The organism is Streptomyces sp. NPDC019937 (assembly GCF_040631655.1).
Taxonomy (GTDB): Bacteria; Actinomycetota; Actinomycetes; order Streptomycetales; family Streptomycetaceae; genus Streptomyces.
Genome location: NZ_JBEYAL010000023.1, coordinates 125,650 through 140,282, shown reverse-complemented (window position 1 = coordinate 140,282; position 14,633 = coordinate 125,650). Strand labels below are relative to the sequence as shown.

General features: G+C 69.4%; 10 protein-coding genes. 7 read left to right on the top strand and 3 right to left on the bottom strand.

What is annotated here, in order from left to right:
• Nucleotides 1-55 precede the first annotated feature (55 nt).
• The 7 genes from ABZ562_RS23670 to ABZ562_RS23640 all read left to right on the top strand — a co-directional run bounded on the left by ABZ562_RS23670 (nt 56) and on the right by ABZ562_RS23640 (nt 10,490).
• Nucleotides 56-3,955, top strand: a complete 3,900-nt coding sequence (locus tag ABZ562_RS23670) for a DNA-directed RNA polymerase subunit beta' (RefSeq protein WP_361483045.1) — start codon at nt 56-58, stop codon at nt 3,953-3,955.
• Nucleotides 3,956-4,327: 372 nt separating this feature from the next.
• Nucleotides 4,328-4,699: a 30S ribosomal protein S12 gene (gene rpsL, locus ABZ562_RS23665; RefSeq protein ID WP_014054153.1), complete on the top strand. Its 372-nt coding sequence runs from the start codon at nt 4,328-4,330 to the stop codon at nt 4,697-4,699.
• 2 nt (nt 4,700-4,701) lie between these two features.
• The gene (rpsG, locus tag ABZ562_RS23660; protein ID WP_014178748.1) at nt 4,702-5,172 is read left to right on the top strand and encodes a 30S ribosomal protein S7; all 471 of its coding nucleotides are present in this window, start codon (nt 4,702-4,704) and stop codon (nt 5,170-5,172) included.
• A gap of 39 nt (nt 5,173-5,211) precedes the next feature.
• The gene (gene fusA, locus ABZ562_RS23655; RefSeq protein WP_361483041.1) at nt 5,212-7,332 is read left to right on the top strand and encodes an elongation factor G; all 2,121 of its coding nucleotides are present in this window, start codon (nt 5,212-5,214) and stop codon (nt 7,330-7,332) included.
• A gap of 226 nt (nt 7,333-7,558) precedes the next feature.
• Nucleotides 7,559-8,752: an elongation factor Tu gene (gene tuf, locus ABZ562_RS23650; protein ID WP_123107880.1), complete on the top strand. Its 1,194-nt coding sequence runs from the start codon at nt 7,559-7,561 to the stop codon at nt 8,750-8,752.
• Nucleotides 8,753-8,881: 129 nt separating this feature from the next.
• Complete coding sequence (locus ABZ562_RS23645) at nt 8,882-9,427, top strand: hypothetical protein (RefSeq protein ID WP_361483038.1); 546 nt, start codon at nt 8,882-8,884, stop codon at nt 9,425-9,427.
• A complete protein-coding gene (locus ABZ562_RS23640; RefSeq protein WP_361483036.1) occupies nt 9,420-10,490 on the top strand; it encodes an SRPBCC family protein in 1,071 nt (356 codons plus the stop codon). The genes ABZ562_RS23645 and ABZ562_RS23640 overlap by 8 nt, the downstream gene beginning before the upstream one ends.
• A gap of 69 nt (nt 10,491-10,559) precedes the next feature.
• On the opposite strand, the gene ABZ562_RS23635 is transcribed toward ABZ562_RS23640, so the two are convergent.
• The 3 genes from ABZ562_RS23635 to ABZ562_RS23625 all read right to left on the bottom strand — a co-directional run bounded on the left by ABZ562_RS23635 (nt 10,560) and on the right by ABZ562_RS23625 (nt 14,619).
• Nucleotides 10,560-12,641, bottom strand: a complete 2,082-nt coding sequence (locus ABZ562_RS23635) for a PIG-L family deacetylase (protein ID WP_361483033.1) — start codon at nt 12,639-12,641, stop codon at nt 10,560-10,562.
• A gap of 193 nt (nt 12,642-12,834) precedes the next feature.
• Nucleotides 12,835-13,728 (bottom strand): DUF3152 domain-containing protein, encoded by an 894-nt coding sequence (locus ABZ562_RS23630; RefSeq protein ID WP_361483030.1) that lies wholly within the window; start codon nt 13,726-13,728, stop codon nt 12,835-12,837.
• Nucleotides 13,729-13,773: 45 nt separating this feature from the next.
• Nucleotides 13,774-14,619 carry a hypothetical protein gene (locus ABZ562_RS23625; protein ID WP_361483096.1) on the bottom strand — a complete coding sequence of 282 codons (846 nt, stop codon included), beginning with the start codon at nt 14,617-14,619 and terminating at the stop codon, nt 13,774-13,776.
• Between the last annotated feature and the right edge of the window lie 14 nt (nt 14,620-14,633).

The following is a 14,633-nucleotide window of genomic DNA, read 5'->3' as shown; positions in this document are numbered from 1 at the left end:
CCCGGACCCCCAGTCAGACCCGAAGACACGACCCTGAAAGAGGGATTGACGACAAGTGCTCGACGTCAACTTCTTCGACGAGCTGCGGATCGGCCTCGCCACTGCTGACGACATCCGTCAGTGGTCCCACGGCGAGGTCAAGAAGCCGGAGACCATCAACTACCGCACCCTGAAGCCCGAAAAGGACGGACTCTTCTGCGAGAAGATCTTCGGTCCGACCCGGGACTGGGAGTGCTACTGCGGCAAGTACAAGCGCGTCCGCTTCAAGGGCATCATCTGTGAGCGCTGTGGCGTCGAGGTCACCCGCGCCAAGGTGCGCCGTGAGCGGATGGGCCACATCGAGCTGGCCGCTCCCGTCACCCACATCTGGTACTTCAAGGGCGTGCCCAGCCGTCTGGGCTACCTGCTCGACCTCGCCCCGAAGGACCTCGAGAAGGTCATCTACTTCGCCGCCTACATGATCACGTGGGTGGACGAGGAGCGCCGCACGCGCGACCTGCCCTCGCTGGAGGCCCACGTCTCCGTCGAGCGCCAGCAGATCGAGCAGCGCCGCGACGCCGACCTGGAGGCCCGCGCCAAGAAGCTCGAGGCCGACCTCGCCGACCTGGAGTCCGAGGGCGCCAAGGCCGATGTGCGCCGCAAGGTGCGCGAGGGCGCCGAGCGCGAGATGAAGCAGCTGCGCGACCGCGCCCAGCGCGAGATCGACCGTCTCGACGAGGTGTGGAACCGCTTCAAGAGCCTCAAGGTCCAGGACCTGGAGGGCGACGAGCTGCTCTACCGCGAGCTGCGTGACCGCTTCGGCACGTACTTCATGGGTGGCATGGGCGCCGCCGCCCTGCAGAAGCGCCTGGAGTCCTTCGACCTCGACGAGGAGGCCGAGAAGCTCCGCGAGATCATCCGGACCGGCAAGGGCCAGAAGAAGACCCGTGCGCTCAAGCGCCTCAAGGTCGTCTCCGCCTTCCTGCAGACCCGCAACAGCCCCAACGGCATGGTGCTGGACTGCATCCCGGTGATCCCGCCGGACCTGCGTCCGATGGTGCAGCTGGACGGTGGCCGCTTCGCGACCTCCGACCTGAACGACCTGTACCGCCGTGTGATCAACCGGAACAACCGCCTCAAGCGTCTTCTCGACCTCGGTGCCCCCGAGATCATCGTGAACAACGAGAAGCGGATGCTGCAGGAGGCCGTCGACGCGCTGTTCGACAACGGCCGCCGCGGCCGCCCGGTGACCGGTCCCGGTAACCGTCCGCTGAAGTCCCTCAGCGACATGCTGAAGGGTAAGCAGGGCCGGTTCCGTCAGAACCTGCTCGGTAAGCGCGTCGACTACTCGGCCCGTTCCGTCATCGTCGTCGGCCCGCAGCTCAAGCTGCACCAGTGCGGTCTGCCCAAGGCCATGGCGCTGGAGCTGTTCAAGCCGTTCGTGATGAAGCGCCTGGTGGACCTCAACCACGCGCAGAACATCAAGTCGGCCAAGCGCATGGTCGAGCGCGGCCGCACCGTCGTGTACGACGTGCTCGAAGAGGTCATCGCCGAGCACCCGGTGCTGCTGAACCGTGCGCCGACCCTGCACCGTCTGGGCATCCAGGCCTTCGAGCCGCAGCTGGTCGAGGGCAAGGCCATTCAGATTCACCCGCTCGTCTGCACCGCGTTCAACGCGGACTTCGACGGTGACCAGATGGCCGTGCACCTGCCGCTGTCCGCGGAGGCCCAGGCCGAGGCCCGCATCCTGATGCTGTCCTCGAACAACATCCTCAAGCCGGCCGACGGCCGGCCGGTGACCATGCCGACCCAGGACATGGTGCTGGGCCTGTTCTTCCTCACCACCGACGAGGAGGAGCGCAAGGTCATCGGCGAGGGCCGGTCCTTCGGCTCCAGCGCCGAGGCGATCATGGCGTTCGACGCCCGGGAGCTGTCGCTCCAGGCGAAGATCGACATCCGCTTCCCGATCGGCACCGTCCCGCCCCGCGGCTGGACCCCGCCGGCTCCGGAAGAGGGCGAGCCCGCCTGGCAGCAGGGCGACAGCTTCCGGCTGCGCACCACGCTGGGCCGCGCGCTCTTCAACGAGCTGCTGCCCGAGGACTACCCGTTCGTCGACTACTCGGTGGGCAAGAAGCAGCTCTCCGAGATCGTCAACGACCTCGCCGAGCGCTACCCCAAGGTCATCGTCGCGGCGACCCTGGACAACCTGAAGGCGGCCGGTTTCCACTGGGCCACCCGCTCCGGTGTCACCGTCGCCATCTCCGACATCGTCGTGCCCGAGGCCAAGAAGGCCATCATCACGGGCTACGAGGCGCAGGACGAGAAGGTCCAGAAGCAGTACGAGCGCGGTCTGATCACCAAGGACGAGCGCACCCAGGAACTGATCGCGATCTGGACCAAGGCGACCAACGAGGTCGCCGAGGCGATGAACGCGAACTTCCCGAAGACCAACCCGATCTTCATGATGGTCGACTCGGGCGCGCGCGGAAACATGATGCAGATGCGTCAGATCGCCGGTATGCGTGGTCTGGTGTCCAACGCGAAGAACGAGACCATCCCGCGGCCCATTAAGGCGTCGTTCCGTGAGGGTCTCTCCGTGCTGGAGTACTTCATCTCCACCCACGGTGCCCGTAAGGGTCTCGCGGACACCGCCCTGCGTACCGCCGACTCGGGTTACCTGACCCGTCGTCTGGTGGACGTCTCGCAGGACGTGATCATCCGCGAGGAGGACTGCGGCACCGAGCGCGGCCTCAAGCTGGCGATCGCGACCAAGGGCGCGGACGGCGTGCTGCGCAAGACCGAGGACGTCGAGACCAGCGTGTACGCGCGCTGCCTCGCCGAGGACATCGTCGTGGACGGGAAGGTCCTGGCCCCGGCCGGCACCGACCTGGGCGACGTGCTCATCGACGAGCTGGTCCGGCACGGCGTGGAGACGGTCAAGACCCGCTCGGTGCTCACCTGCGAGTCCGCCGTCGGCACCTGCGCCATGTGCTACGGCCGCTCGCTGGCGACCGGCAAGCTGGTGGACATCGGCGAGGCCGTCGGCATCATCGCCGCCCAGTCCATCGGTGAGCCCGGCACCCAGCTGACGATGCGTACCTTCCACACCGGTGGTGTGGCCGGTGACGACATCACCCAGGGTCTGCCGCGTGTCGTCGAGCTGTTCGAGGCCCGTACGCCCAAGGGCGTCGCGCCGATCTCGGAGGCGGCCGGCCGTGTCCGGATCGAGGAGACCGAGAAGACCAAGAAGATCGTCGTCACCCCGGACGACGGCTCCGACGAGACCGCCTACGGCGTCTCCAAGCGGGCCCGTCTGCTGGTGGGCGAGGGCGACCACGTCGAGGTCGGCCAGGCGCTGACCGTGGGTGCCACCAACCCGCACGACGTGCTGCGCATCCTCGGCCAGCGCGCCGTCCAGGTGCACCTGGTCGGCGAGGTCCAGAAGGTCTACAACTCGCAGGGTGTGTCGATCCACGACAAGCACATCGAGATCATCATCCGGCAGATGCTGCGCCGGGTCACGATCATCGAGTCCGGCGACGCGGAGCTGCTGCCGGGCGAGCTGGTGGAGCGTACGCGCTTCGAGGGTGAGAACCGTCGTGTGGTCCAGGAAGGCGGCCACCCGGCCTCCGGCCGTCCGCAGCTGATGGGTATCACCAAGGCCTCGCTGGCGACCGAGTCCTGGCTGTCGGCGGCGTCCTTCCAGGAGACGACCCGGGTGCTCACCGACGCGGCGATCAACGCCAAGTCGGACTCCCTGATCGGCCTCAAGGAGAACGTCATCATCGGTAAGCTCATCCCGGCCGGTACGGGCCTGTCCCGCTACCGCAACATCCGGGTCGAGCCGACCGAGGAGGCGAAGGCCGCGATGTACTCGGCCGTCGGCTACGACGACATCGACTACTCGCCCTTCGGCACCGGCTCCGGCCAGGCGGTCCCGCTGGAGGACTACGACTACGGTCCGTACAACCAGTAAGCACTCCCGGCTGGGGTCCGGGGCCCGCGGCGGTAGCCGCTGGTGTCACAGCCCCCGGGAAATGCGGTACAGGGCGGTCACCCCATGGCGGGGGTGGCCGCCCTGCGGCTATGCTCCGGGTTGGTGTGTCCAGCGCGTGTGCATTTGTTTTGACCGGAGCCGATGCGGTAGGTACGCTCTGACCTTGTGCCTGGGGTGTCCCTGGGCTCCCGTGTGTGCTTGAGACCGCGCGGGGGGCCGAGGTGTCGACACCAACAATTCGCACTCTCCTGACATTCGCAGGGGGCTGCGGTGCGCGACACACCCGACCGCGTGGGTCGGAGAAATCCCAGGTTAGCTTTACCGAGACGGCACACAGAAACCGGAGAAACGGTGCCTACGATCCAGCAGCTGGTCCGCAAGGGCCGCCAGGACAAGGTCGAGAAGAACAAGACTCCCGCACTGGCGGGGTCGCCGCAGCGCCGTGGCACGTGCACCCGCGTGTTCACCACGACGCCGAAGAAGCCGAACTCGGCGCTCCGCAAGGTCGCGCGTGTCCGGCTGAGCAGTGGGATCGAGGTCACCGCCTACGTCCCGGGTGAGGGTCACAACCTGCAGGAGCACTCCATCGTGCTCGTGCGTGGCGGTCGAGTGAAGGACCTGCCGGGTGTTCGCTACAAGATCATCCGCGGCTCCCTCGACACGCAGGGCGTCAAGAACCGCAAGCAGGCTCGCAGCCGCTACGGCGCCAAGAAGGAGAAGTAAGAATGCCTCGTAAGGGTCCCGCCCCGAAGCGCCCGGTCATCATCGACCCGGTTTACAACTCTCCTCTGGTGACGTCCCTCATCAACAAGGTGCTGCTGAACGGTAAGCGCTCCACCGCCGAGCGCATCGTGTACGGCGCCATGGAGGGCCTGCGCGAGAAGTCCGGCAACGACCCGGTCATCACGCTCAAGCGCGCGCTGGAGAACGTGAAGCCGACCCTCGAGGTCCGCTCCCGCCGTGTTGGTGGCGCCACCTACCAGGTGCCGGTCGAGGTCCGTCCCGGCCGCTCCTCCACCCTCGCGCTGCGCTGGCTCGTGGGCTACTCCCGCGCCCGCCGCGAGAAGACCATGACCGAGCGCCTGATGAACGAGCTGCTGGACGCCAGCAACGGTCTCGGCGCCTCCGTCAAGCGTCGCGAGGACACCCACAAGATGGCCGAGTCCAACAAGGCCTTCGCGCACTACCGCTGGTAGTCGCTACCCCCATCGAGACCGAGAGAAGACTGAAGCCTTATGGCTACCACTTCACTTGACCTGGCCAAGGTCCGCAACATCGGGATCATGGCCCACATCGACGCGGGCAAGACGACGACCACCGAGCGGATTCTGTTCTACACCGGTGTGAGCTACAAGATCGGTGAGGTCCACGATGGCGCTGCCACCATGGACTGGATGGAGCAGGAGCAGGAGCGCGGCATCACGATCACGTCGGCCGCGACGACCTGTCACTGGCCGCTCGAGGACACCGATCACACGATCAACATCATCGACACCCCGGGGCACGTCGACTTCACGGTCGAGGTGGAGCGCTCGCTGCGCGTCCTCGACGGTGCCGTGACGGTGTTCGACGGTGTGGCCGGCGTGGAGCCGCAGTCCGAGACCGTGTGGCGTCAGGCGGACCGCTACGGCGTTCCGCGGATCTGCTTCGTCAACAAGCTCGACCGCACCGGTGCCGAGTTCCACCGCTGCGTCGACATGATCACGGACCGCCTGGGCGCGGTGCCGCTGGTCATGCAGCTGCCGATCGGCACCGAGGCCGACTTCAAGGGTGTCATCGACCTCGTCAGCATGAAGGCGCTGGTCTGGAACATCGAGGCGTCCAAGGGCGAGATGTACGACACCGTCGACATCCCGGACACCCACGCCGAGGCCGCCGACGAGTGGCGCGGCAAGCTGCTGGAGACCGTCGCCGAGAACGACGAAGAGATGATGGAGCTGTACCTGGAGGGCGAGGAGCCCTCCGTGGAGCAGCTGTACGCGGCGATCCGCCGCATCACCATCGCCTCCGGCGTGGGCGGCGGCACGACCGTCACCCCCGTGTTCTGCGGCACCGCGTTCAAGAACAAGGGCGTGCAGCCCCTGCTCGACGCGGTCGTCCGGTACCTGCCGTCGCCGATCGACGTCGAGGCGGTCGAGGGCCACTCGGTCAAGGACCCCGACGAGGTCATCAAGCGGCGTCCGTCCGAGGAAGAGCCGCTGTCGGCGCTGGCGTTCAAGATCGCGAGCGACCCGCACCTCGGCAAGCTCACCTTCATCCGGGTCTACTCGGGCCGCATGACGGCCGGCACGCAGGTGCTGAACTCGGTGAAGGGCAAGAAGGAGCGCATCGGCAAGATCTACCGAATGCACGCGAACAAGCGTGAGGAGATCGAGTCGGTGGGTGCCGGTGACATCGTCGCCGTCATGGGTCTGAAGCAGACCACCACCGGTGAGACCCTCTGCGACGCGTCGAACCCGGTGATCCTCGAGTCCATGGACTTCCCGGCCCCGGTCATCGAGGTGGCCATCGAGCCGAAGTCCAAGGGCGACCAGGAGAAGCTCGCCGTCGCGATCCAGCGGCTTGCCGAGGAGGACCCGTCCTTCCGCGTCAAGACCGACGAGGAGACCGGCCAGACCATCATCGCCGGTATGGGTGAGCTCCACCTCGACGTGCTGGTCGACCGTATGAAGCGTGAGTTCAAGGTCGAGGCCAACGTCGGCAAGCCGCAGGTGGCCTACCGTGAGACGCTGCGCAAGGCGGTCGAGCGGTACGACTACACGCACAAGAAGCAGACTGGTGGTTCCGGCCAGTTCGCGAAGGTGCAGATCGCGCTGGAGCCGCTCGAGGGCGACGGCTACGAGTTCGAGAACAAGGTCACCGGTGGCCGCATCCCGCGGGAGTACATCCCGTCCGTGGACGCGGGCTGCCAGGAGGCCATGGAGTTCGGCGTGCTCGCCGGCTACCCGCTGACCGGCGTCAAGGTCGTGCTTCTCGACGGTGGCTACCACGAGGTCGACTCCTCCGAGATGGCCTTCAAGATCGCCGGTTCGATGGCCTTCAAGGAGGCCGCCCGCAAGGCCAGCCCGGCCCTGCTCGAGCCGATGATGAAGGTCGAGGTCACGACGCCCGAGGACTACATGGGCGACGTGATCGGCGACATCAACTCCCGCCGTGGTCAGATCCAGTCCATGGAGGACCGTAGCGGCGCCAAGCTGGTGATCGGTCTGGTCCCGCTGTCGGAGATGTTCGGCTACGTGGGCGACCTGCGCAGCAAGACCTCTGGCCGCGCCAGCTACTCCATGCAGTTCGACTCCTACGCCGAGGTTCCGCGGAACGTCGCCGAGGAGATCATCGCGAAGGCCAAGGGCGAGTAAGGCGGGTTCATCCGCATTCCTCACCCTTTAGGCTGGAGCAAAAGGCAACGGGTGTTCCGCCGGAGACCGTCCACCGTGGCGATCGACGGCGGGGCCCCGGCCGCCGGCCCCCATACGAATACGGCGAAGGGCATCCCCCTCGGGGTCCTGGCCGGTTCGGTAAGACCAACTGAACCCATTCGCAAAGCGCGGATGCGTTACAGAACCACTCCACAGGAGGACCCCAGTGGCGAAGGCGAAGTTCGAGCGGACTAAGCCGCACGTCAACATCGGCACCATCGGTCACATCGACCACGGTAAGACGACCCTTACCGCGGCGATCACCAAGGTGCTGCACGACGCGTTCCCGGACCTGAACGAGGCCTCGGCCTTCGACATGATCGACAAGGCGCCGGAAGAGCGCCAGCGCGGTATTACGATCTCCATCGCGCACGTCGAGTACCAGACCGAGTCGCGTCACTACGCGCACGTTGACTGCCCCGGTCACGCGGACTACATCAAGAACATGATCACCGGTGCCGCGCAGATGGACGGCGCCATCCTCGTGGTCGCCGCCACCGACGGCCCGATGCCGCAGACCAAGGAGCACGTGCTCCTGGCCCGCCAGGTCGGCGTTCCGTACATCGTCGTCGCCCTGAACAAGGCCGACATGGTGGACGACGAGGAGATCCTGGAGCTCGTCGAGCTCGAGGTCCGCGAGCTGCTCTCCGAGTACGAGTTCCCGGGCGACGACGTCCCGGTCGTCAAGGTCTCGGCGCTCAAGGCGCTCGAGGGCGACGCCGAGTGGGGCAAGTCCGTCCTCGACCTGATGAAGGCCGTCGACGACTCGATCCCGAACCCGGAGCGCGACGTCGACAAGCCGTTCCTCATGCCGATCGAGGACGTCTTCACCATCACCGGTCGCGGTACGGTCGTCACCGGCCGTATCGAGCGCGGTGTGCTGAAGGTCAACGAGAACGTCGACATCATCGGCATCAAGAACGAGAAGACCTCGACCACCGTCACCGGTATCGAGATGTTCCGCAAGCTGCTCGACGAGGGCCAGGCCGGTGAGAACGTCGGTCTGCTGCTCCGCGGCATCAAGCGCGAGGACGTCGAGCGCGGCCAGGTCATCATCAAGCCGGGTTCGGTCACCCCGCACACCGAGTTCGAGGCCCAGGCGTACATCCTGTCCAAGGACGAGGGTGGCCGCCACACGCCGTTCTTCAACAACTACCGTCCGCAGTTCTACTTCCGTACCACGGACGTGACGGGCGTTGTGACCCTCCCCGAGGGCACCGAGATGGTCATGCCGGGCGACAACACCGAGATGTCCGTCCAGCTGATCCAGCCGGTCGCCATGGAGGAGGGCCTGAAGTTCGCCATCCGTGAGGGTGGCCGGACCGTCGGCGCCGGTCAGGTCACGAAGATCAACAAGTGATCTGACGCTCTTCGGAGCACGCTCCCCGGAGCACGAAGCCCCACTCGCCTTCATACGGCGGGTGGGGCTTTTCCGTATCTGGGTACCCGGCCCCCCGTATCGAAGCTGAGTTCGACTTCGGGAGAACCGATGATGACCAACGGCAAGATCGCGGTGGCGGTCGCGGGAGGCTACCTCCTGGGGCGTACCAAGAAGGCGAAACTCGCCCTCGGGCTGGGCATGTTGCTCGCCGGGAAGAAGATCAGCCTGGATCCGCAGCAGCTGGCCCGGGCGGTCGCCGACTCCCCGCTGCTGAGCGGCCTGAACGCGCAGGCGCGCAAGGAGCTGGCCGGTGCCGCCAAGACGGCCGCGACCTCGGCCCTGTCCACCCGCATGAACGGCCTCGCCGATTCGCTGCACGACCGCACGCTGAGCCTGCGGGGCGGGGCGGACGACGCGCGCGAAGCGGACGAGGAGCCGGAGGACGACGAACCGGCCGACGAGGACAGCGAGCGGAAACCGCCGGCACCACGCCGCAAGGCACCGCAGGCCAAGGCGCCGCAGGCCAAGGCGGCCAAGGCCCCGGCCGGCCGGGCGCGCAGGACCGCCGCCTCGTCGTCCGGCGCGGCGAAGAAGACCGCGAAGAAGGCCACGAAGAAGACGGCCAAGAAGACCGCCGGGGGCCGCAATGGCTGACACGTTGGGCAAGCTGAAGGACGACATCGTCCGCAGCCCGGCCGCGGACCGCCTCAAGGACGAGCTGCAGAGCTACGTACAGGCCCGGGCGACCCACGCGCTCTCCGGACTCGGCAGCGGTCTCGCCAAGGGCACCAAGGCGCTCGCCGAGGGCAAGCCGCCGGGCCGGGCCGTGCTGAAGGCCGGGGCCTCCCAGCTGAAGGACTCGTTGAAGGACTCGCTGAAGGACAAGGTCAAGGGCATGTTCGGCAAGGGACGTGGCAAGAGCGGCGGCGGCAAGTCCAAGAGCGTCACGGTGGTCGAGGACATCGACGTCGGGGTGCCGGTCCGCGAGGCGTACGACCAGTGGACCCAGTTCCAGGAGTTCAGCACCTTCGCCAAGGGTGTCGTCAGCGTCGAGAAGGCCGACGACACCAGCAGCAACTGGAAGGTGAAGGTCGCCAAGTCCACGCGCAGCTGGAAGGCCAACGTCACCGAGCAGGTGCCCGACGAGCGGATCAGCTGGACGACCGAGGGTGCCAAGGGCACCGTCAAGGGCGTCGTCACCTTTCACCCGCTCGGCGACAACCTCACCCGCGTGCTGCTGGTGCTGGAGTACTTCCCCAAGGGGCTGTTCGAGAAGACCGGCAACATCTGGCGCGCCCAGGGCCGCCGGGCACGGCTCGACCTCAAGCTCTACCGCAAGTTCATCATGATGCGCGGCGAGGCCACGGACGGCTGGCGCGGCGAGGTCCGGGACGGCGAGGTCGTGGTCGACCACGAGACGGCCGTGGCGGAGGAAGAGGACGAGCACGGCGAGGAGGCCGGGGGAGAGGCCGATGAGCCGCGGGCCGATCAGGACGACGAGGAAGCGGCGTACGAGGACGAGGGCGAGGAGGAGCCCGAGGAGGAGTACGAGGAGCCCGACGAGCCCGAGGACGCCGACGCCGAGCCCGAGGAGGAACCGGAGGAGGAGTACGAGGAGCCCGAAGAGCCGGCCGTGGCCGAGGACGAGGCAGAGGACGAGGCTGAGGACGACGCCGAGGCCGAGCGCCCGCGGCGTACGGCGGCGGCTCGCCGCTGACACCCCTGCGGGCGGCGGCCGACCGCTGGGGCGCCCCGGTGAACGGACCGGGGCGCCCCAGCGGTGGCGTCACGCCGTGGACGTCGGGCGCGGGCGCCAGATCCACGGGGTGGCGTCCGGCGCGATGCCCACCACGCAGGCCCCCTGGCCGGGGTCGGACAGCAGGGCGGGGGTGCCCACCGGGGTGAGGTGGCCGGGGGAGCGCAGCGGGCGGTCGCCGGGGCCGGTGCCCCACTGGACCTGGACGTCGCCGTCGAGGCCGCGGCCGAGCAGGAGCAGGGTGGCGGCCTTGTGGTCGTCGCCGTCCTTGCCGGGCTCGGGCACGGTGTGCGCGGCGATGGCCCCGTACCCCTCGAAGTGCCGCAGCGTGCGGTTCTCCGTGCCGTGGACGGCGGGCACGGTGGCCGCGGGGGTGCGGTAGACCAGCGAGAGCGAGCCGTCGGGGGCGATCGCGGCGCCGATCTGGTTGCCGCCAGGGCGGGGCAGCCCGGCGGAGGGCCGCAGGGCGACGGGGCCTCCGGGCTGTTCCTGCGACCAGTGGTGCACGGTGTCGCGGCCCGGGGCGACGACATGGGCGCGGCCCTCGCGGTCGACCAGGGCGGTCAGCCCGTCCTGGATCTCCGCGCCGCCGAGCCGTTCCCAGGGCCCCCAGCGGCCGTCCGCGTCCCGTACCCGGGTGGCGAGGGCCTTCTCGGCGGTCCGCACGAAGAGGTGGATCTTCCCGTCCGGGGTGGCGACCGCGGCGGGGCAGCCGACGCGGCGGCCGTGCTGCGGGTTGGCCTCGGGGGTGCCGAGTCCGGTCCAGGCGCGGAACGGCCCGTTCGGGCGGCTCTGTTCGAGCGCCACGACCTCGCGCAGGTTGGCCCCGCCCTGGCCGTCCAGCGCCGCGAACCGCAGCGCGAGCAGGACGTGGCGTCCGGCGCTGTCCGTCACGGCGGTCAGCGCGGGGGCCAGCGGCCCGCCGCCGAGCCCGAGCGGCGCCCCGAACCGCCCGCTGCCGCGGGCGGTCTCGCGCCACCGGACGGCCTGGGTGCCGAGGACGCCGTACGCGACGAGGCGGCCCTCGCGGTCGGTGGTGGGGGTGGGCAGGGCGCTGGGGTAGCGGTAGTGGGTGGAGCGGATCCAGCCCTTGCGGTTCCGCAGCGGCCGCACGCCGCCCTGGCCGTAGTCGCCGCAGCCCGCGGCGTCACCGCACTCCCACTCGGGGGAGCCGCCGTACGCCTTGATGACGCGCGCCTTCTGGGCCAGCACGGCGGGCGGCAGATTGTGCGGCCAGCGCTGGTTGTAGTAGCCGCGGAAGGACGTGGTGGTGAAGCGCGGCGCCTGCTTGTCCCGGCGGGTGGACTCGGCGGCCCACTGCGCGATCGCCTTCCAGGTGAACAGCGCGACCGGGGTGTGGTCCCGGTGGTCCGAGCAGCCGGGCTGGTCGTTGTCCTTGGGGTGCAGCGCGTCGTGGATCTGGAAGTCGGGGTCGGGGTCGAGGGTGTGGATCAGCGTGGGCCGGTAGCGGTCCATGATCTCGGCGAGCACGTCGACGAGGGTCTGGTGGACGTACGAACTGGGGTGCGCCACCGGGGAGCCCTCGGCCAGCAGCGTCCGCATGACGGCGCCCGGGGTGTCCCACAGGTCGGGCATGCGCTGGTGGCCCTCGGACAGCATGGCGATGTTGAGGAAGATCAGCCGTACTCGGCGGGCGCCGTTGGCGAGCACGTTCGTCTCCGCCTTGACGCCGCCCGGCAGGTTGAGCACCGACCGGTGCCACGGCGTGAACTGGTGCAGGCCCAGCATCTGCGCGTACGCCTGGCGCAGCCCCTGGTGGCGGGCGGCGGAGTACGCGGCCTTGTCCGGCGTCGGCAGCGGCCGCCCGGGCACCCGGTTGAGGCCTAACGCCTCGCCCGCCGTGACGTACACGCTCACCACGGGAACCCCGGAGCGCAGGACGTGCTCGTTGTCGGGGTTCATGAAGTACAGGTCGTCATCGGGGTGGGCCATGACCTGGAGCAGGGTGGCCCGCTTGTCCCCGGCCGCCGAGGTGAACGGCTCGGCGGCCCCCGGGCTGCTGGTCGTCCGGGCCGGTGTGGTGGGGGCGGCGGAAGCCAGGGGGCGGCCGCTGCACCCGGCGGCGGCAGCGGCGGCGCCGAGGGCCGCCACCGCGGCCAGTGCATGCCTGCGTGTCGTGCGCGCGGGCAGAGTCCATCGACTGTTCAATTTGGTGACCCTGTCACTTGTGCAGCGCGTAATCTCCGGCTGCTTCCACGTGATAAGGGACGGCCGATGATCTTCAAAGGTTGTCCGATAGCCGGGAGGCGTCGGTCACAACTCGAACGCGCCGCCCGGTGCCGGCTCAGGCGACCGAGGGGCCGCCGAGGTACCTCCCGGCCCTGGTGTAGGGCCAGGCGTTGGCGACGCAGCCCTTCAGCCCGTCTATCTGCTGCATCATCGCCGGGGCGGGCTTTCCCTTGCCCGGGCAGGTCTCATGGCCGTGGCCGATGCGGTGGCCCACCTCATGATTGATGATCAGCGCCCGGTACTCGCCGATGGGGCCGTCGAACTCGGGGGAACCGGTGTTCCAGCGCTTGAGATTGACCATGACCTGCGTTCCGTTGGCACAGTTGACCTCGCCGTGGGTCTTGAGGCCGGCCTGGCCGCAGATGTAGTCGACCGTGTCCGGGGTGGCGATCTTCACCTCGAAGTCGTAGCTGCCGCCGGAGACCAGCTGGAAGGAGTGCTTCCGGTCCCTGGTCCAGCCGCGTTCGTCCGCGAGGACCGCGGATATCTCGTCCGCGGCCTGCTTCGCGTCGACGCCCGTGCCCTCCTCCACCTGCACCTTGAACCGCCGCACCGCGCCGCCGTCGCCGACCACCTTGCCGGACGCCTTCGCGGTGGTGAACGTGCCGGTCCCGGCGGGGGAGGTGGGCGCCGCGGGGGACGTGGGCGCGGCGGGGCGCGTGGGTCCGGCGTCGCGGGAGGACCGGGAGGGCGGAGCCGACGGCGGGGCGGTGGGGGAGTGGCCGGCGGCCGGGGACCGGCGCGCCGCCGGGGAGTTCGCGGGGGCCGCCCGTACGCCGCCCCCGTCGCCCGGTGACACCACGTAGGCGGCCAGCAGGGCCCCGGACGCCACCGCCGCGCCGATCAGCAGCGGCACCACCGGCGACCGCCGCCGTCGGCGGCGCCGGGACGAACGGCGGTGCGAGGGCCGGGCGGACCGCTCGGCGGACTGGTGTTCGGTGACGGTCATGGCGGGGGGTGCTCCAAGGGAAGGGGGACGGAAGCGTGGACCGGTTCAGGAGAAGCGGGCCGAGGTGAGCGCGTCCTTGACGTGCTCGACGAGGGTGGGGTCCGCGGAGGCGAGGCAGGCGTACGCGGCGACCGTGCTGTCGGGGTGTTCGGGCAGCGGCTGCCGCAGGCTGAGGAACGCGGTGCCGCCCAGTTCCCGGCAGACCGGGGTGGGGTCCGACCGCCGTACGGGCAGCCGCTTCTCCGGCCGGTCGTAGGACTCCCGGCGCCACAGCACCAGGGCGCTGTTCTCCGGGAGCCGGTTCACCGGCAGGCACAGCTCGGGGCCGTAGAGGGCTTCCTTGAGCGGATCGCCGCACCCGGTGCCGCCGGGGTTCGGCGAGACGGTCGACGCCGTGCTCCCCAGGGTGCTCGGCGGTCTCGACACCGTGCCCGCCGCCGTGCTCGACGTCTCGTCCGCCGCCGGGCCCGCCAGGACGTACGTCTCGCTCGCCGGTGTGCTCGTACCGTCCACCCGGCGCGGCCGTGGCACCCGCCAGTCGCCGGGCACGGACACCCGCAGGTCCATGCCGCCCGCGATGTCCGGCAGCCGCAGCACCTTCCGCGGCGCCGCCGTCCGGTCCGGGGCGGGCGCCGTGGCCGGTGTGGTGCCGCCGGGCCCGGCGGGCCGGCCGTCGCGCACCCCGGTGGCCAGCGACACCGCCCCCGCGATCAGCGCGACCACCATCGGGGCGGCCACGACCGCGGTGCGCCGCCTGCGGGCCCGCACCACCCGGTGCCGTACCCGCTCCATCCGGTCCTCCGGCGCGGTCAGCGGCGGGGTGTCGGCGTCCGCGAGCCGCCGCAGCCCGGCCGCGGCGCGGGCCAGCTCCCGGGCGCCCTCGTCGTTCATCGCCACGGTCCTCA

What these genes read in the sequence shown, in the direction of transcription:
- rpsG (WP_014178748.1), top strand. Translation starts at nt 4,702, where the DNA reads ATGCCTCGTAAGGGTCCCGCCCCGAAGCGCCCGGTCATCATCGACCCG.
- fusA (WP_361483041.1), top strand. Translation starts at nt 5,212, where the DNA reads ATGGCTACCACTTCACTTGACCTGGCCAAGGTCCGCAACATCGGGATC.
- ABZ562_RS23645 (WP_361483038.1), top strand. Translation starts at nt 8,882, where the DNA reads ATGATGACCAACGGCAAGATCGCGGTGGCGGTCGCGGGAGGCTACCTC.
- ABZ562_RS23640 (WP_361483036.1), top strand. Translation starts at nt 9,420, where the DNA reads ATGGCTGACACGTTGGGCAAGCTGAAGGACGACATCGTCCGCAGCCCG.
- ABZ562_RS23630 (WP_361483030.1), bottom strand. Translation starts at nt 13,728, where the DNA reads ATGACCGTCACCGAACACCAGTCCGCCGAGCGGTCCGCCCGGCCCTCG.
- ABZ562_RS23625 (WP_361483096.1), bottom strand. Translation starts at nt 14,619, where the DNA reads ATGAACGACGAGGGCGCCCGGGAGCTGGCCCGCGCCGCGGCCGGGCTG.